Source organism: Tardiphaga sp. 37S4 (assembly GCF_021044645.1).
Classification (GTDB): Bacteria; Pseudomonadota; Alphaproteobacteria; order Rhizobiales; family Xanthobacteraceae; genus Tardiphaga; species Tardiphaga robiniae.
Genome location: NZ_CP088008.1, coordinates 3,281,861 through 3,298,910 on the forward strand (window position 1 = coordinate 3,281,861; position 17,050 = coordinate 3,298,910).

At 62.2% G+C, this 17,050-nt stretch carries 15 protein-coding genes; 12 read left to right on the forward strand and 3 right to left on the reverse strand.

Annotation, left to right across the window (positions count from 1 at the left end; translation table 11 throughout):
- Positions 1 to 23: 23 nt before the first annotated feature.
- The 6 genes from LPB73_RS15780 (at position 24) to LPB73_RS15805 (ending at position 7,730) form a co-directional block, all read left to right on the forward strand.
- Positions 24 to 2,468: a CaiB/BaiF CoA-transferase family protein gene (locus tag LPB73_RS15780; RefSeq protein ID WP_231077457.1), complete on the forward strand. Its 2,445-nt coding sequence runs from the start codon at positions 24 to 26 to the stop codon at positions 2,466 to 2,468.
- 128 nt (positions 2,469 to 2,596) lie between these two features.
- Positions 2,597 to 3,829: a branched-chain amino acid ABC transporter substrate-binding protein gene (locus LPB73_RS15785; protein WP_089268117.1), complete on the forward strand. Its 1,233-nt coding sequence runs from the start codon at positions 2,597 to 2,599 to the stop codon at positions 3,827 to 3,829.
- A gap of 202 nt (positions 3,830 to 4,031) precedes the next feature.
- Positions 4,032 to 4,979: a branched-chain amino acid ABC transporter permease gene (locus LPB73_RS15790; RefSeq protein ID WP_068738207.1), complete on the forward strand. Its 948-nt coding sequence runs from the start codon at positions 4,032 to 4,034 to the stop codon at positions 4,977 to 4,979.
- Positions 4,976 to 6,289 carry a branched-chain amino acid ABC transporter permease gene (locus tag LPB73_RS15795; RefSeq protein ID WP_231077458.1) on the forward strand — a complete coding sequence of 438 codons (1,314 nt, stop codon included), beginning with the start codon at positions 4,976 to 4,978 and terminating at the stop codon, positions 6,287 to 6,289. The genes LPB73_RS15790 and LPB73_RS15795 overlap by 4 nt, the downstream gene beginning before the upstream one ends.
- Positions 6,286 to 7,035, forward strand: a complete 750-nt coding sequence (locus tag LPB73_RS15800) for an ABC transporter ATP-binding protein (RefSeq protein WP_231077459.1) — start codon at positions 6,286 to 6,288, stop codon at positions 7,033 to 7,035. The genes LPB73_RS15795 and LPB73_RS15800 overlap by 4 nt, the downstream gene beginning before the upstream one ends.
- Positions 7,035 to 7,730: an ABC transporter ATP-binding protein gene (locus LPB73_RS15805; RefSeq protein ID WP_089268120.1), complete on the forward strand. Its 696-nt coding sequence runs from the start codon at positions 7,035 to 7,037 to the stop codon at positions 7,728 to 7,730. The genes LPB73_RS15800 and LPB73_RS15805 overlap by 1 nt, the downstream gene beginning before the upstream one ends.
- 68 nt (positions 7,731 to 7,798) lie before the next feature.
- On the opposite strand, the gene LPB73_RS15810 is transcribed toward LPB73_RS15805, so the two are convergent.
- On the reverse strand, positions 7,799 to 8,473 hold the full coding sequence (locus LPB73_RS15810; RefSeq protein WP_231077460.1) for a Crp/Fnr family transcriptional regulator: 675 nt from the start codon (positions 8,471 to 8,473) through the stop codon (positions 7,799 to 7,801).
- Positions 8,474 to 8,701: 228 nt separating this feature from the next.
- Between LPB73_RS15810 and LPB73_RS15815 the strand changes: the two genes are divergently transcribed.
- Positions 8,702 to 9,523: an ABC transporter ATP-binding protein gene (locus LPB73_RS15815; protein ID WP_093760123.1), complete on the forward strand. Its 822-nt coding sequence runs from the start codon at positions 8,702 to 8,704 to the stop codon at positions 9,521 to 9,523.
- Complete coding sequence (locus LPB73_RS15820; RefSeq protein ID WP_231077461.1) at positions 9,520 to 11,451, forward strand: long-chain fatty acid--CoA ligase; 1,932 nt, start codon at positions 9,520 to 9,522, stop codon at positions 11,449 to 11,451. Before LPB73_RS15815 ends, LPB73_RS15820 begins: the two co-directional genes overlap by 4 nt.
- 128 nt (positions 11,452 to 11,579) lie before the next feature.
- Here LPB73_RS15820 and LPB73_RS15825 read toward each other — a convergent pair whose 3' ends face one another.
- A complete protein-coding gene (locus tag LPB73_RS15825) occupies positions 11,580 to 11,987 on the reverse strand; it encodes an endonuclease domain-containing protein (RefSeq protein WP_231077462.1) in 408 nt (135 codons plus the stop codon).
- A 78-nt stretch (positions 11,988 to 12,065) separates the two neighbouring features.
- On the opposite strand from LPB73_RS15825, the gene LPB73_RS15830 reads away from it, so the two are divergent.
- The 4 genes from LPB73_RS15830 (at position 12,066) to LPB73_RS15845 (ending at position 16,383) form a co-directional block, all read left to right on the forward strand.
- Positions 12,066 to 12,959, forward strand: coding sequence for a branched-chain amino acid ABC transporter permease (locus LPB73_RS15830; protein ID WP_089268124.1), 894 nt, complete (start codon positions 12,066 to 12,068; stop codon positions 12,957 to 12,959).
- Positions 12,960 to 12,964: 5 nt separating this feature from the next.
- Entirely contained in the window at positions 12,965 to 14,038 is a 1,074-nt protein-coding gene (locus tag LPB73_RS15835) for a branched-chain amino acid ABC transporter permease (protein WP_231077463.1), read from the forward strand.
- A 60-nt stretch (positions 14,039 to 14,098) separates the two neighbouring features.
- Positions 14,099 to 15,379: an ABC transporter substrate-binding protein gene (locus LPB73_RS15840; RefSeq protein WP_231077464.1), complete on the forward strand. Its 1,281-nt coding sequence runs from the start codon at positions 14,099 to 14,101 to the stop codon at positions 15,377 to 15,379.
- 164 nt (positions 15,380 to 15,543) lie between these two features.
- Positions 15,544 to 16,383 carry an ABC transporter ATP-binding protein gene (locus LPB73_RS15845; protein ID WP_231077465.1) on the forward strand — a complete coding sequence of 280 codons (840 nt, stop codon included), beginning with the start codon at positions 15,544 to 15,546 and terminating at the stop codon, positions 16,381 to 16,383.
- On the opposite strand, the gene LPB73_RS15850 is transcribed toward LPB73_RS15845, so the two are convergent.
- Positions 16,380 to 17,006 carry a TVP38/TMEM64 family protein gene (locus LPB73_RS15850; RefSeq protein WP_231077466.1) on the reverse strand — a complete coding sequence of 209 codons (627 nt, stop codon included), beginning with the start codon at positions 17,004 to 17,006 and terminating at the stop codon, positions 16,380 to 16,382. The genes LPB73_RS15845 and LPB73_RS15850 overlap by 4 nt on opposite strands.
- Between the last annotated feature and the right edge of the window lie 44 nt (positions 17,007 to 17,050).

Consider the following 17,050-nt stretch of genomic DNA (forward strand, 5'->3'; position numbering starts at 1 on the left):
CATAAAAAAATGATCGGGCGGAAATGCCAAACTTGCCACTATCGGATTTGCGTGTCGCGGAAATCGGATCCGGCGATACGCTGGATTACTGCGGCAAACTGTTTTCCGATTTCGGCGCCGAGGTCATCAAGATCGAACCGCCGGGCGGCGATCATGCGCGGCAATACCCGCCGCTCGTCGATGCCGGCAATGGCCGCCGCGAGAGCGGATATTTCGCCTGGCTGAATACCAACAAGCGCAGTGTCATCGCCGATCTCAACAAGTCCGACGATGTCGCGCGTGTTCGTGCATTGCTTGCGACATGCGACCTGCTGATCGACGCGCGCGCGCCTTCGGAGATTCCGAACTCACTCCTGACGCATGATGATCTGCGCAACGAGCAACCCGGCCTCGCGATCACCGCGATCTCGTGGTTCGGCGAACACGGCCTCTACAGCAATTATCAGACGACGGACTCCGTCTGTCGCAGTCTCGCGGGCAGCGTGAAGCTGGTCGGTGCGCAGGAAGGCCCGCCGGTGCTGCCGCGCGACGGCCAGATCGCCGTCATGGCCGGCCTCACTGCGTTCATCCCGACGCTGGCCGGCATGTATGATCGCAACACCGGCGCACGACGCTTTGCCGTCAGCGCACATGAGTCGATGCTGCAGATCAGCGAGTTCGACACAGGACTCGCGCTGGAGGTCGGCTTCACGCGGCCACGCATGGCCATCAACCGGTTCGGCCGCGGCTATCCCGTCGGCAATTTTCCAACCAAAGACGGCTGGCTCGGCATCACCGTCGTGACACCGGCGCAATGGGCCGCATTCTGCGTGATGCTCGGCCTTCCCGAACTGGAGACAGAGCCGCAGTTCAACGACGGTCTCGCGCGCACCAACAATTCCAAAGCGCTGTTCGATATCTTCCAGCCCATCCTGATGCACAAGAGCGCCAACGAATGGTTCGAGATGGGCATCAAGCTGCGTCTTCCGCTCGCTGTCGTGCCCGACATGGAGACGCTGCTGAAGCAGCAATACTATCGCGATCGCGGCGCCTTCGCGAAAGTCGAGATTGGAACGGCATCATTCGATGCGCCGGTGCTGCCGCAGACACTCACCGGCTCGCGGCCGAAGCCCAATGGCCGCGCGCCATTTGCCGGCGATGACACGATCGACGCCCTGCCCACGCATCAGCGCGTAGCGACGCGGCAGGCAACACCTGATGATCCGCAGCCGCTGAAGGGGCTGCGCATTATCGATCTCACCATGGGATGGGCCGGGCCATCGGCAACACGGCAGATGGGCGATCTCGGCGCCGACGTCATCAAGGTCGAGTCCTGCCAATATCCGGACTGGTTTCGCGGCACCGATCCGCGCGGCCCGTATTTTCCGGAACGCACCTACGAGAAGATCTACTGGTTTCAGCAGATGAACCGCAACAAACGCGGCATCACGCTGGATCTCACCAATTCGCGCGGCAAGGAGCTGCTGAAACAACTGCTCGCCGGCGCCGATGCGGTGATCGACAACTATGCCGCCGACGTGCTGCCGCGCATGGGCCTTGATGCAGCAGCCATGCACAAGATCAATCCGCGTCTCGTCGTGGTGACGATGCCCGCCTTCGGCATGACCGGTCCATGGAGCGGCGTGCGCGCCTATGGCTCGACGCTAGAACAGGCCTCAGGCCTGCCCTCCGTCACCGGCCGCGAAGGCGATCCGCCGACCATGCTGCATGCCGCGCTCGGCGATCCCTTCGGCGGCGTCAGTGCTGCGGCGGCATTGATGCTCGGCTTCATGCATCAGAAGAATACCGGCCTCGGCCAGCACATCGATCTCAGTGCGACGGAAGCCCTGCTGCCTCTTGTCGCACCCTCTGTCATCGAGCAATCAGCCACCGGCAAATCCGGCCCGCGCATTGGCAACCGGCATCCGCGCTTCGTGCCGAATGGTTGCTTCCCGTGTCTCGGCGAAGATCAGTGGATCACCATTGCCGTGCGCAGCGACGAGGAATGGCAAGCGCTGTGCAAGGTCATGCATCGCAACGACCTGGCCGATGACGCCGCACTTGCCACAGCCGAGGGCCGCCGCGCCGAGGAGGACCGTATCGAGGTCGCGGTCCGGCACTGGACGACGACGGTGCGGCCGGATCTGGCCATGGTGACGCTGCAGGACGCCGGCGTGCCCGCGGGTACCGCGCGACTGCCGCTCGATCTGGCCGGGGATCCGCACCTGCTCGCAGTCGGACATTGGCAGCCTGTGACCAAGGTATTTATGGGCCCGCATCTACTGCCCTCCGTTGCCTATCGCGAAGGCAGTGCAAAACTGCCCTACCCGATCACCCGGCTGGCGCCGACGCTCGGCCAGCACAATGAGGAAGTCCTGCGCGATCTCCTGGGCCTCAGTGCCATCGAAATCGACCAATTGCGCGCCGCGGAAATCATTGGCGACGCTGCAATATCCAAGAAAGCGAAGGTTGCGCCTACGACCAAGTGAGGCAGCAAGTGAGGCTTGCAGCTTCTACCGCCTTGGCTCACACTCCCGGCATAAGGCCAGCGACGGATGGATCAAAAGATTCGGCGTCGCGACAACGGCCAGCACAAATGCTTCCAGGGAGAAACACCATGCGCAAACTAGCCCTCATTGCGTCTATTGCGCTGCCGATGCTCGGCGGCACGGCGATGGCGCAGGAGACCGTGAAGATCGGTTATATCGATCCACTGTCCGGCGGCGGCGCCAGCGTCGGCGAAGTCGGCCTCAAGACCTTCCAGTTTCTCGCCGACGAGCTGAACGCCAAGGGCGGCATTCTCGGCAAGAAGGTCGAGATCGTCCCCCTCGACAACAAGACCAATCCGCAAGAGAGCCTGATCCAGGCACAGAAGGCGATCGATGGCGGCATTCGCTACATCACCCAGGGCAACGGCTCGTCGGTCGCCGGTGCGCTGTCGGATTTCGTCACCAAGTTCAATGACCGCAATCCCGGCAAGGAAGTCCTGTACTTCAACTATGCGGCCGTCGATCCGGTGTTGACCAACGAGAAATGCAGCTTCTGGCATTTCCGCTGGGATGCCAATTCAGACATCAAGATGGAAGCGCTCACCAACTACATCAAGACCGTGCCTGCGGTGAAGAACGTCTACCTGATCAATCAGGACTACTCGTTCGGCCAGTCGGTGCGCAGCCAGGCGCGCGCCATGCTCGGCGCCAAGCGGCCCGACGTGAAGATCGTCGGCGACGAACTGCATCCGCTGCTGAAGATCACCGACTTTGCGCCCTACATCGCGAAGATCAAGGCATCTGGTGCCGACAGCGTCATCACCGGCAACTGGGGTCAGGATTTTGCCCTCTTGCTGAAGGCTGCTGCTGACGCGGGCCTCAAGGTGAGCTGGTTCACCTATTACGCCGGCGGCACCGGTGGCCCGACCGCCATCAAGCAGGCCGGCCTGAATCATCAGGTGTTCCAGATTGCTGAAGGCATCCCGAATCTCGGCCATGCCTCGGCCGACGTGTTCGAAAAGGCGCTGCGCGCGAAGTATGACTTCAGCCTGTTCTATCCGCGCGCCGTGAACGAGATGCGCATGTTCGCCGCGGCCGCCGAGAAAGCCAAGTCGCTCGATCCGGTGAAGGTGGCTGCTGCCCTCGAAGGCATGGAGTTCGAGGTGTTCGACGGCGGCAAGGGCAATATGCGCAAGGACGACCACCAGTTCTTCCAGCCGATGTATATCGCCTCGTTCGGCGAACGCACCGACAAGGAGCCGTTCGACGAGGAAAAGACCGGCTGGGGCTGGAAGCTGGCCGCCAAGATCGACACGCCGCAGACGGTGCTGCCGACGACCTGCAAGATGGAACGGCCGTAAGCCCTGCCTTCTCCCCGCCTGCGGGGAGAAGGTGGACCGAACTTGCAGAGCAAGTTCGGGACGGATGAGGGGGACTCTCAGTTTCACTCACTGCCTCCCCCTCACCCGGATTGCTGCGCAATCCGACCTCTCCCCGCAAGCGGGGAGAGGTTAAGACGCCGCCGCACTCCGGCACACTCCTCACCCGAGAGGCAGATACTTCGTGCTTGAACTGATCGTCATTTCCACGCTCAACGGCGTCCTCTACGGCATGCTGCTGTTCCTGATGGCCTCTGGCCTGACGGTGATCTTCAGCATGCTCGGCGTGCTGAACTTCGCCCATGCCAGTTTCTACATGCTCGGCGCATTTTTCGGCTTCCAGATCAGCCGCTGGTTCGGCTTCTGGCCGGCGCTGATCCTTGCACCACTGCTCGCCGGTGCGCTCGGCGCCGCAGTCGAACGCTACGGCCTGCGTCACGTTCACAAGAACGGCCACGTCGCCGAGCTGCTGTTCACCTTCGGGCTTGCTTTCGCCATCGAGGAGATCGTGCAGATTATCTGGGGCAAGAGCCCGGTCGATTTCCGCGTACCGCCGCTGCTCGACTTCCCGGCCTTCACGCTGTTCTCCACCAACTACCCGGCCTTCAAGATCTTCATGCTGGTCGTCTCCATCGTAATCTTTATCGGATTGCTCGTGGTGTTGAAGCGCACGCGCATCGGCCTGATCGTACAGGCGGCGCTGACCCATCCGCACATGGTCGGCCATCTCGGACACAATGTCGGACGCATCTTCATGCTGGTGTTCGGCGTCGGCACCGCGCTCGCCGCCGTCGCCGGCGTGATCGCAGGCCCGGCGCTGGTGACGCAATCCAACATGGCCGGTTTGCTGGGCCCGATCCTGTTCGTCGTCGTGGTCGTTGGTGGCCTCGGCTCGCTGCCTGGTGCCTTCATCGCATCATTGCTGATCGGCCTCGTGCAGACTTTTGCTGTGTCGATGAACGGCTCGCTGGCCGGCGCCTTCGGCCCGCTCAGCCCCGACTATGCCGCCACCTGGCTGTCCGACATCTGGAACGTCACCGTCGCCCAGATCGCACCGATCATGCCCTATCTGCTGCTGGTGCTGATCCTGATCTTCCGCCCGATGGGCCTGCTGGGAACACGCGACACATGAGCGACGCCACCGCCAAAATTCCGGCAACCATCGCGCCGCCCCGCCCCGCCGCCTCCGACCGGCTGAAGTTCTACGGCATCTGGATCGCTGCTGCGTTGGCGCTGCTGGTGCTGCCGAAACTGTTCTCATCGGGCGGATCGCTGACCACCTTCAGCCTGATCGGCATTTCGATCATCTTCTCGCTGTCCTACAATATCCTGCTCGGTCAGACCGGCATGCTGTCCTTCGGCCACGCGGTCTACTACGGCCTCGGCGGCTTTTTGGCGATCCACGCCATCAACATCATCGCCAGGAACAAGTTCGCGATCCCGCTGCCGCTGGTGCCGCTGGTCGGCGGCGCAGCCGGCCTCGTCTTCGCCATGCTGCTCGGCTGGGTGTCGACGCGGCGCTCCGGTACGGCCTTTGCGATGATCTCGCTTGGCGTCGCAGAACTCGTCGCATCCTCGGCGCTGATCCTGCGCACCTTCTTCGGCGGCGAAGCCGGCGTCTCCGCCAACCGCACCAAGGTGCTTCGTCTGTTCGACTGGAGCTTCGGCCCGCAGATCCAGATCTATTATCTGGTCGCGGCCTGGACGTTGATCGCCGTCATCGCGATGTATGCCCTCACCCGCACGCCGCTGGGGCGCATGTGCAACGCCGTGCGCGACAATCCCGAACGTGTGCAGTTCGTCGGCTACGATCCGCACATCATCCGTTATATCGCCTTCTGCTTCTCCGGCCTGTTTGCCGGCGTAGCGGGCGCGCTGGCCGCGATCAATTTCGAGATCGCCAATTCGGCCTATCTCGGCGCTGTGCAGTCCGGCACCGTGCTGTTCGCCACCTATATCGGCGGCGTCGGCTTCTTCATCGGCCCGATCGTCGGCGCGATCTTCGTCACGCTGCTGTCGCTCGGCCTCTCCGATCTCACGCAGGTCTGGCAGCTCTATTTCGGCCTGATCTTCATCGCCGTGGTGATGTTCGCGCCCGGCGGCATCACCGGCCTTCTGATGATGCATCGTCCATTGCTGAAAGGCGGCACGCTCAGCCGTGTGCTACCGAGCTATCTCGTCGCCTTCATACCGACGCTGGCGATGATCACCGGCCTCATGCTGGCGATCGAGACCACTGTCCACTTCACCGTCAATCCCGGCGAGGATTCACACATCAAAGCCTTCGGGATTCCATTCGATGCAGCGAACCCGGCAATCTGGGCCGTTGCCGCCGTGCTGCTGATCGGCGGCTTTATCGTCGCGCGCAAGACCTGGGCCCGCGTCGCGGCAAGCTGGGACGACGCCCTCACCGCCGCACGCGAGAAGGGAGTGGCCGCATGAGCACCGCCATCGAGCTGCGCGGCGTCGAGAAAACCTTCGGCATCACCTCCGTGATCCGCAACGTCAACCTGACGGTCGCCCAAGGCGAACGCCACGCGCTGATCGGCCCCAATGGCGCCGGCAAGTCCACCCTGTTCAATCTGATATCAGGCTATATGAAGCCATCAGTCGGCAGCATCCTGCTGCGCGATCAGGTGATCTCCGGCCTGCCGCCGTTCCAGATCAACCGCCGCGGGCTGTCGCGCAGTTTTCAGGTCACCAACGTCTTTGCCAAGATGAGCGTGTGGGAGAACCTGCGCTGCGCCGTGCTGTGGGCGACCGGCCATCGTTACGCGTTCTGGAAGAATGTCGACAACCTGCCCGAGGTGCGCGACCGCACCGCGCAGATCCTGCAGGATATCAACCTCGTATCGCGCCGCGACGTGCCCGCGGGTCTTCTGACCTATGCCGAACAGCGCGCGCTTGAAATCGGCATCACCATTGCCGGCGGCGCCGATGTCATCCTGCTGGACGAGCCCACGGCCGGCATGAGTCACGCCGAGACCGAGCGTGCCGTGGCGCTGATCCGGCGGCTGACCGAGGGCCGCACGCTGCTGATCGTCGAGCACGACATGAGCGTGGTGTTCGGCCTCGCCGACCGCATCTCGGTTCTGGTCTACGGCCAGATCATCGCGTCGGGGACGCCGGAGGAAATCCGCGGCAATCCCAAGGTCAAGGAAGCCTATCTCGGCGAGGAAGTGGCGTGATGCTCCAAGTTCAGGACCTGCACGCCTATTACGGCAAGAGCCACATCCTGCAGGGCGTCGATCTGCATATCGATGCCGGCGAAGTAGTCTCGCTGCTCGGCCGCAACGGCGTCGGGCGCTCCACCACCGTGAAGGCCATCATGGGTGAAGTGCCGCCGCACGGCACGATCACCTTCAAGGGCGCCAATATCGCCGGCCTGCCGAGCTTCAGGATCGCGCATCTCGGCCTCGGCTACGTGCCGGAGCATCGCGACATCTTTCCGGGCCTCACGGTACGGCAGAACCTGATGCTGGGGATCAAGGATCCGCGTCATCCCGGCAAGTGGAAGCTCGACGACATGCTTGGCATGTTTCCGAACCTCGCCGCGCGCGCCGACACTGCGGCCGGCGTGCTCTCCGGCGGCGAGAAGCAGATGCTGACGATCTGCCGGACGCTGATGGGCGATCCTGAACTCGTGATGATCGACGAGCCCACCGAAGGCCTCGCGCCCATCATCGTGCAGCAGGTCGGCGACCTCATCGCCGAGATCGCGCGCCGCGGCGTGGCGATCCTGCTGGTCGAGCAAAAGCTCTCGATCGCGCTGCGCATCTCGCACCGGGTCTATGTGATGGGCCACGGCCGCATCGTGTTCGAGGGAACACCGGCCGAACTCAAGGCCAATGACGCCGTGCGCAGGGAATGGCTGGAAGTCTGAGCGCTCTTCCTTTCCTCTCCCCGCTTGCGGGGAGAGGAAACGCGCCACCGCTGCCTCCTGGCCACGGCCTAATCGCCGTAGCTGCCCAGCTTTTCAAGATCGACCACTGTTACGCCGCCATATTCGAGCCGCAGCAGACCCTCCTTTTCCAACGTCTGCAGGCATTGGTTGGCCTTTTGCCGTGATATGCCGGTGATGGCACCGAGTTCTTCCTGGGTGATATCCAGATGCCTGGTCGCGTCGCGATAGAGGATCGGGTTGAACAGCGAGGCAATGCAGCGCGCGAGGCGCCCTGTGGCGTCGAGCCTGCGGCCATATTCAGTCAGTGCGATGAATTGACCGAGCCGTTCGTTCAACAGCGAGACCAGGAAGCGGTTGAAGCCGACACTGTTCTCGAACAGCCACATAAATGCCGGGCGCTCCATGAATGCGAGCTTGGAGTCGCGTAGCGGGACAATGTCGTAGCGGCGCGGCTCGTTCTTCAGCACGCTGCCCTCGCCGAACCACGCACCGGCCGTCAGGCCGGTGATACTGACCTCCTTGCCGCTGCGCGAGATGGTGCCGATCTTCGCCAGACCGCTCACCACGCCGGTCCAGTATTCGAACTGGTCACCGCGCATGCAGACGAATTCATTCGCCTTGAACGACTTCTCGACGATGCCCGCGCGCGCGACCTCGATCTCCTTCTCGTTCAGGTCCCGCGCCCAGGCCGCGATGCGCTTGAGATGATCTGCAGCAATCATAGGGTCCGGCTTCACTTCGAATGTTGCAGCGCAAAAGAACGCTCGCGCGACAAATTGGCAGGCAGATTGTCCGCCGCGAGACATTTCAGGATACCGATTTGACGTAGGGAAGACCACCGTGAAAGGTCATTAGTAGAATGGCTTAGCGTGACCGGGCGATATAGGCTCGAGACCATCCGAGGAACGTGGATAAAGAGCGCGACAAGCGCCGTATCTGGGAGGATTTGAGTGGCGGTTGCTCTGGACGTGCGCGGGGTGTCACTGCGCTTTGGTGGCGTTCGCGCGCTCACCGATGTGAGCTTCGCTGTCAATGACGGCGAACTGTTCTCAATCATCGGGCCGAACGGCGCCGGCAAGACCTCCATCGTCAACTGCATCTCCGGCCGCTATCGCCCCACCGAAGGCCAGCTGTTCTATCACGGCAAGGATATCACCGGACTCAACCCGAATGCCCGCCCCGGTCTCGGCATCGGCCGCACCTTTCAGAACCTCGCGCTGTTTCATCATATGAGCGTGCTCGACAACATCATGGTCGGCCGCCATCACCTCCTGAAGAACAACTTCCTCACCGGCTCGCTGTACTGGCTGACCGGCGCGCGCAAGGAAGAGCTCGAGCATCGCCGCAAGGTCGAGGAGATCATCGACTTCCTCGATCTGCAGAGCGTGCGCAAGGCGACCGCTGGCACCCTTCCCTATGGTCTGCGCAAACGCGTCGAACTCGCCCGCGCGATGGCGCTGGAGCCCAACCTCATCCTCCTCGACGAGCCGATGGCTGGCATGAACTTCGAGGAGAAGGAGGACATGGCGCGTTATATCGTCGATCTCAATGAAGAATACGGGATGACGGTGATGATGATCGAACACGACATGGGCGTCGTGATGGACATCTCCCATCGCGTGATGGTGCTGGATTTCGGCCGCAAGATCGCCGAGGGCGATCCGGCTGCCGTGCTCGCCGATCCACACGTCAAGCGCGCCTATCTCGGTGAAGAAGACGAAGCCCTCGTCGATCCCGACCATGCGCCTATCGCTGCGGAGAGTGCCGCATGATGGACTATGCCGGACGCGTCAAACAGGCAGATACCTATCCGAAGCTGCTGCGCCTCAACGCCAAAGAACATGGCCAAGAGATCGCGCTGCGCGAGAAGGATTTCGGGCTTTGGCGGGAGTTCACCTGGAACGACTACCATGCGCGGGTGAAGGATTTCACGCTCGGCATGGTCGAGCTCGGCATCGCGCGTGGTGATGTCATCGGCATTATCGGCGATAACCGGCCGGACTGGGTCGCTGCCGAGATCGCCGCGCATGCCATCGGTGGCATGAGCCTCGGTCTGTATCGCGACGTACTGGATGAGGAAGCCGCCTATCTCCTCAACTACGGCGAAGCCAAGATCGTGTTCGCCGAGGATGAAGAACAGGTCGACAAGCTGCTCACCCTCGCCGAGCGAGTCCCTGCGCTGAAGCACATCGTCTACAGCGATCCGCGCGGCATGCGAAAATACGATGATCCACGTCTGCTGGAAGCCGACAGGCTCGCCCAGATGGGCCGCGACCGTGCGGCGCGCGAGCCGGGCCTCTACGATCAACTGGTCGATGCGACGCAGGGCGAGGATGTCGCGATCCTCTGCACCACGTCAGGCACGACATCCAACCCGAAGCTGGCGATGCTCGCCGCGGGCCGCGTGCTCGGCCATTGCGCAGTGTATCTGTCCTTCGATCCCAAGGGACCGGATGACGAATATGTGTCGGTGCTACCGCTCCCCTGGATCATGGAACAGGTCTATGCGCTCGGCAAAGGCCTTCTGAGCAGGATGAAGGTCAACTTCGTCGAGCAGGCCGACACCATGATGAACGATTTTCGCGAGATCGCGCCGACCTTCGTGCTGTTCGCGCCGCGCGTCTGGGAAGGTATCGCAGCTGACGTGCGCGCACGGGTGATGGATTCGTCGCCGCTGAAGCAGAGCCTGTATGAGCTCGGCATGAAGTCGGGCCTGTCCGCACTCGCGCAAGGCAAGCGCTCGGCCGTGGCCGATACGTTGTTGTTCCGCGCGCTGCGCGATCGTCTCGGCTTCACACGCTTGCGCTCGGCCGCCACCGGCGGCGCGGCGCTCGGCCCGGATACGTTCAAATTCTTCCGCGCTATGGGCGTGCCGCTACGCACGCTCTATGGCCAGACCGAAACGCTGGGCGCCTTCACGCTGCATCCGCCGGATGCCGTCGATCCCGACACCACCGGCATCGCCATGGGCAGCGGCATCGAGATCGAAGTCCGCGATCCCGATGTGCAGGGCGTCGGCGAGATCGTGGTCAGGCACCCCAATATGTTCCTCGGCTATTACAAATCGCCGGAGGCCTCAGCTGCCGATCTGCGCGATGGCTGGATGCATTCCGGCGACGCCGGCTATTTCAATGATAACGAGCAACTCGTCGTCATCGACCGCATCAAGGATCTGGCGCAGACCGCGCGCGGCGAGCGCTTCTCCCCGCAATATATCGAGAACAAGCTGAAATTCTCCCCCTACATCGCCGAGACCGTGGTGCTTGGCGACAACCGCGATGCGCTCGCGGCGATGATCTGCATCCGCTTCTCGATCATCTCGAAATGGGCGGAGAAGAACCGCATCTCGTTCACGACCTATACGGACCTGTCGTCGCGCCCGGAGGTCTATGAGATGATCCGCAAGGAAGTCGCGACGGTGAATGCCACGCTGCCGCCAGCTCAGCGGATCGCCAAATTCCTGCTGCTCTACAAGGAGCTCGACGCCGACGACGGCGAATTGACCCGCACGCGAAAAGTCCGCCGCAGCGTCATCAACGAGAAATACGCCGATATCATCGACGGCATCTATGGCGGCGCCCGGGATATCCCCGTCGACACCACCATCCGCTTCCAGGACGGCACGTCGCAGCGCATCCGCACGCGATTGGTTGTGGTGGATATGGCGCGTGATGGCGCGCGCATGGAGGCGGCGGAATGATGGGTCTTCGCGCTTCGATAGGTCAGCACTCCGCTGAGCGCCCCCCTCACTCGGCACGCGCGCTAACGCGCGCCTGCCGACCTCTCCCCGCAAGCGGGGGGAGGTTAAGAAACTGCGGCGTCTCGGTTCTAGCTAACCTCTCCCCGCTTGCGGGGAGAGGTCGGATCGCTCTTGCGATCCGGGTAAGGGGGAGCTTCCGCAAGCGCCGTCGCAATGACTTCGAGAACACCCTCGATATTGTCCAAGACATCATGGTTCCAGAATCTGAGCACCCGGTAATGATGCTCGACCAGCCACTGGTCACGGGCAACATCGCGCACATTGTCAGCGTGTTGCCCACCATCCACCTCAACGATCAGGCGCCGCTCCCGGCAGATCAGATCGACGATGTAGTTGCCGATCGACTCTTGTCGCACAAACTTGTGCCCGTCCAAGGAACGTGCGCGAAGGCGATACCAAAGCGCATTCTCGGCATCGGTCGAATCTCGCCGCAGCCTTCTGGCACGTGTGGTTCTGACCGCATTGGCCTTGCGCATGTGGAAGCTCCCCCTCACCCGGCGCTGCGCGCCGACCTCTCCCCGCAAGCGGGGAGAGGTTAGCACTCCGGCCATCGCATGAACACGCAGTTCCTCCTCCAGCTTCTGGTCAACGGCCTCGTGGTCGGCACGCTGTATGGCGTAGTCGCGATGTCGTTCGTGCTGATCTACAAGGCGACGCAGGTCGTGAATTTCGCGCAAGGCGAATTACTGCTGATCGGCGCCTGGGTGTGCTGGACGCTGCTGACCAAATACCAGGTGCCGTTCTGGCTGGGCATGCCGATGACACTGGTGTTCATGTTCGCCTTCGGCATCCTGATCCAGGTCGTGATCCTGCGGCCGCTGGTCGGCGAGCCGGTCATCTCGGTGATCATGGTGACGATCGCACTCTCGGCGGTATTCCAGGCCGCGCTAAAATGGATCTATGGCGTCAACCCGCAGCCATTCCCGCGTGTCTTCACCAGCCAGTCGGTGACGATCGGTAGCCTGCAGATCCAGACCGTCTATGTGATGAGCCTCGTAGTATCGGTCGCGATGATGATCGGCATGGCTTGGTTCTTCAAGGTGTCGAAATGGGGCCTTGCGATGCGCGCCACCGCGTTCAACCAGCAGGTGGCGCAATCGCTCGGCATTTCCGTGAAGACGGTATTCGCCATGGCCTGGGCCATCTCGGCGATGGTTTCCGCCGTCGCGGGCGTCGTGGTTGCCGTGGTCAACGGCGTCTCATCGGGCCTGTCGATCTACGGCATCAAGGTGTTTCCGGCGGTCATCCTCGGCGGCCTCGACTCCATCGGCGGCGCGGTGGTCGGCGGCATCATCATCGGGCTCCTCGAGAATTTCGCGCAGTTCATCGACAGCGAATATCTGCATTGGGGCAATCTGTATGAAGTGGCGCCCTTCTATGTGCTCATCATCATCCTGATGATCAAGCCTTACGGCCTGTTCGGCACCAAAGACATCGAGCGGGTGTAAGCATCATGGCCAGTCCCTCCCTCATCCCGGCCGGCGACTTCCGCACCAGCTATGCGGTCGACACCACCATCTTCCCAACCACCACCAGCCGCAACGCGGCGATCCTCGGCGTGGTGCTGATCTGCTTCGCGCCGCAACTGCTCAGCGAATACTGGCTCAGCCAGCTGATCATGATCGGCATCTACGGCATCGCGGCGCTGGGGCTCAACATCCTGGTCGGCTTTACCGGCCAGATTTCCATCGGCCACGCCGCGTTCTTCCTGTTCGGCGCTTTCACCTCGGCCTATATCTCCAACAACTATCCGATCCCGGTGTTTTTCTCGATTCCCATCGCCGGCGTGGTAACGGCCATCGTGGGACTCATTTTCGGCCTGCCGGCGGCGCGGTTGAAGGGGCTGTACCTCGTTATCGCCACGCTGGCCGCGCAATACATTCTGCTCGACTTCTTCTCCCGCGCCGACTGGTTCAGCGGCGGCTCGGTGCCGGCGACGGCCAAAGCGTTCTCGATCTTCGACCATACGCTGCGCGGCGACCGGCAGTATTTCTATGTGGTGCTGGCCTATGTGGTGGCGAGCTATCTGCTGGTTACCAACCTGATGCGCTCGCGCGACGGCCGCGCGCTGGTGGCTGTGCGTGATCACTATCTCTCGGCCGAGATCATGGGCATCAATCTCACCAAATATCGCACGTTGTCCTTCGGCCTCGCGGCGTTCTTCGCCGGCATCGCCGGCGCGCTGTACGCGCATAACCAGCTCGTGGTCTCCAACGAGGGTTTCGGCATCGAGCGCTCGATCCTGTTCCTCGCAATGGTCATCATCGGCGGTACCGGCTCGATCATGGGCACGCTGATGGGCACGGCCTTCGTGGTGCTGGTGCCGGAAGCGATGGAATGGATCAGCATGGAGCTGAAGGGCGGCGTCATCGACAAAGCGCTGGCGCTCAACAACAACCTGACCTTTCTGCGCGAGATCGCCATCGGCCTCATCATCATCGCCTTCCTGGTGTTCGAACCCGACGGGCTCGCGCATCGCTGGCGACAGATCAAGACCTACTGGAAACTCTACCCGTTCTCGCATTGACGCTTGAACGGGACGGACGGCACGAGACCACAAAATATAAAATCCAACGGGAGAATGCTCATGACGATGAAAACATTTCTAACGTCCGCATCCATTGCCCTTCTCATCGCGGGCGCATCCGCAAGTGCGCAGGCGCAGATCGCCGTCGGCCATCTTGCCGATTATTCCGGCGGCACGTCTGACGTCGGCACGCCCTATGGCCAGGGCGTGGTCGATACCTATGCCTGGATCAACAAGAACGGTGGCATCGGCGGCAAGCAGGTCAACCTCGATAGCAACGACTATGGCTATCAGGTGCCGCGCGCGATCGCGCTGTACAAGAAGTGGTCCGGCGCCGACAAGGTCGCGGCGATCATGGGCTGGGGCACGGCAGATACCGAAGCGCTCACCGGCTTCCTGGCGCAGGACAAGATCCCGGATATCTCGGGCTCCTATTCGGCCGCGCTGACCGACCCGACCGGCGCCGGCGGCAAGGCGAAGCCTGCGCCGTATAACTTCTTCTACGGCCCGTCCTATTCGGACGCGCTGCGCGCCGAACTGACCTGGGCCGCAGAGGACTGGAAGTCCAAGGGCAAGTCTGGCAAGCCGAAATATGTCCATATGGGTGCCAATCATCCCTACCCCAACGCGCCGAAGGCCGCGGGTGAAGCGCTTGCTGCCGAACTCGGCTTTGACGTCCTGCCGCCATTGGTCTTCGCACTCGCGCCCGGTGACTACAGCGCACAGTGCCTCAGCCTGAAGAGCGCCGGCGCGAACTATGCTTATCTCGGCAACACCGCAGCTTCGAATATCTCCGTGATGAAGGCCTGCAAGGCAGCCGGCGTCGACGTACAGTTCATGAGCAATGTGTGGGGCATGGACGAGAACGCGGCAAAGGCCGCAGGCGATGCTGCCGATGGCGTGATCTTCCCGCTGCGCACGGCGGTGAGCTGGGGCGGCAACGCGCCGGGCATGAAGACGGTGCAGGAGATTTCCAAGATCTCCGATCCTTCGGGCAAGATCTATCGCCCGGTGCACTACATCGCGGCGGTCTGCACTTCGCTCTACATGAAGGAAGCGCTGGACTGGGCCGCGAAGAACGGCGGCGCCACCGGCGAGAACGTCGCCAAGGGCTTCTATCAGAAGAAGGATTGGGTGCCGGCCGGCATGGAAGGCGTCTGCAATCCCTCGACCTGGACCGACAAGGATCACCGCCCGACCACCAAGGTCGATCTGTATCGCTCGAAGGTCTCCGGCGCGACCGATGGCGATCTCAACGACCTGATGGCCAAGGGCACGATCAAGCTGGAGAAGGTGAAGACCGTGGAGCTGCCGCGCAAGCCGGAATGGCATGGGTGGTAGTTTGAACTAAGACGCCGATGTTCCCCTCCCCCTTGCGGGGAGGGGTCAGGGGTGGGGGTGCCACTAGCGACGGCGCTTGTGGCACCCCCACCCGACCGGCCCAAGTGGGCCGGCCACCCTCCCCGCAGGGGGGAGGAAAAAGAACAGCGACCGGAGTGACAACTGTGCAAACTACACTTCAGCCCGAGACGAAGATTGCAGTGGCCCCCGCCAACTCCCCGCTCCTCGACATCCGCAATATCGAGGTCGTCTATGACGACGTGATCCTTGTGCTGCGCGGCTTGAGCATGGAGGTGCCGAAGGGCGCTATCGTCGCGCTGCTCGGCGCCAATGGTGCCGGCAAGTCGACCACATTGAAGGCGATCTCCGGCCTGTTGAAAACCGAAGACGGCGAAGTCACGCGCGGCGAAATCCTGTTCGATGGCACGCGCATCGACGGCATCGATCCCGACAAGATCGTCCGCCGCGGCATCTTCCAGGTGATGGAAGGCCGCCGCATCGTGTCCGACATGACGTCACTGGAGAACCTGCGGCTCGGCGCCTTCACGCGCAGGGACAACGAGGTCTCCACCGATATCGACATGGTGTTCGATTATTTCCCGCGCCTGAAGGAGCGCACCGGCCTCGCCGGCTATCTCTCCGGCGGCGAGCAGCAGATGCTGGCGATCGGGCGAGCGCTGATGGCGCGGCCGAAGATGATCCTGATGGACGAACCCTCCATGGGACTGTCGCCGCTGCTGGTGAAAGAGGTGTTCGCCATCATCAAGAAGATCAACCGCGATCTCGGCGTCACCATTCTGCTCGTGGAACAAAATGCCCGCGCGGCGCTATCGGTCGCCAGCCATGGCTACATCATGGAACAGGGCAAGGTGGTGCTCGACGGCACCGCCGACGAACTCCGCGACAATGAGGACGTGAAGGAGTTCTATCTCGGCGGCGCCGGCGACCAGCGCAAGAGCTTCAAGAATCTGAAGAGCTTCAAGCGACGCAAGCGATGGCTTTAGCTGCTGGCAGCCTCTGCCGTCATGACGCCGGTCTTGCACGCAAGGATCGCGCGAATGCGGCGCGACACCAGCAACAGGATGACAAGCACAATGACCAGGGCCATGGCAATCAGCACACGGTTGAGCGGCATTGGTCCATCATCGAGCAACAACGCCCGTCCGGACGCACCGAGATACACGTAAAGCACGATCTGCGGCAGCGTGAACACGAAAGTGACCAGGGCGAACGGGAGCAGTCCGATATTTGTCAAACCGAACAGATAATTTTGCACCGAATTGGGCAATGGTCCGCCGAACCGCATCAGTGCGACGATGCGCCAGCCTTCGTCATCGACGGCCTGGGCAATGAGGCGCCAGGCCGCGCGTTTCTCGGTCTGCCGTTCCACCCAGCCGCGCAGAACAGAGCGTGCCAGCATGAAGGCCAAAACGGATGCAGCCACGGCGACTGGAACAATGACGACGAGAGACCGCAAGCCGAACGCAGCACCAGCGCCGAGCACGATGAATGTTCGTGGGACCGGCAAAAACGAAGAGGCAACCACCAATGCGGCGAGCACAACGGCAGCAGGAAGATCAAGTTGGCCGAAGCTTTCGAGCCATTGGACAATGCGTTCTGACGACATGATTTCCCACTAGCACGGCGCCACAGGCTACCGGAATAACCGAG

Bases quoted from the DNA above. Each gene is read 5' to 3' on its own strand.
- LPB73_RS15835 (WP_231077463.1), top strand. From the start codon at position 12,965: ATGGCCAGTCCCTCCCTCATCCCGGCCGGCGACTTCCGCACCAGCTAT.
- LPB73_RS15810 (WP_231077460.1), bottom strand. From the start codon at position 8,473: ATGATTGCTGCAGATCATCTCAAGCGCATCGCGGCCTGGGCGCGGGAC.
- LPB73_RS15785 (WP_089268117.1), top strand. From the start codon at position 2,597: ATGCGCAAACTAGCCCTCATTGCGTCTATTGCGCTGCCGATGCTCGGC.
- LPB73_RS15825 (WP_231077462.1), bottom strand. From the start codon at position 11,987: ATGCGCAAGGCCAATGCGGTCAGAACCACACGTGCCAGAAGGCTGCGG.
- LPB73_RS15805 (WP_089268120.1), top strand. From the start codon at position 7,035: ATGCTCCAAGTTCAGGACCTGCACGCCTATTACGGCAAGAGCCACATC.
- LPB73_RS15780 (WP_231077457.1), top strand. From the start codon at position 24: ATGCCAAACTTGCCACTATCGGATTTGCGTGTCGCGGAAATCGGATCC.
- LPB73_RS15840 (WP_231077464.1), top strand. From the start codon at position 14,099: ATGACGATGAAAACATTTCTAACGTCCGCATCCATTGCCCTTCTCATC.
- LPB73_RS15800 (WP_231077459.1), top strand. From the start codon at position 6,286: ATGAGCACCGCCATCGAGCTGCGCGGCGTCGAGAAAACCTTCGGCATC.
- LPB73_RS15830 (WP_089268124.1), top strand. From the start codon at position 12,066: ATGAACACGCAGTTCCTCCTCCAGCTTCTGGTCAACGGCCTCGTGGTC.
- LPB73_RS15850 (WP_231077466.1), bottom strand. From the start codon at position 17,006: ATGTCGTCAGAACGCATTGTCCAATGGCTCGAAAGCTTCGGCCAACTT.
- LPB73_RS15795 (WP_231077458.1), top strand. From the start codon at position 4,976: ATGAGCGACGCCACCGCCAAAATTCCGGCAACCATCGCGCCGCCCCGC.
- LPB73_RS15820 (WP_231077461.1), top strand. From the start codon at position 9,520: ATGATGGACTATGCCGGACGCGTCAAACAGGCAGATACCTATCCGAAG.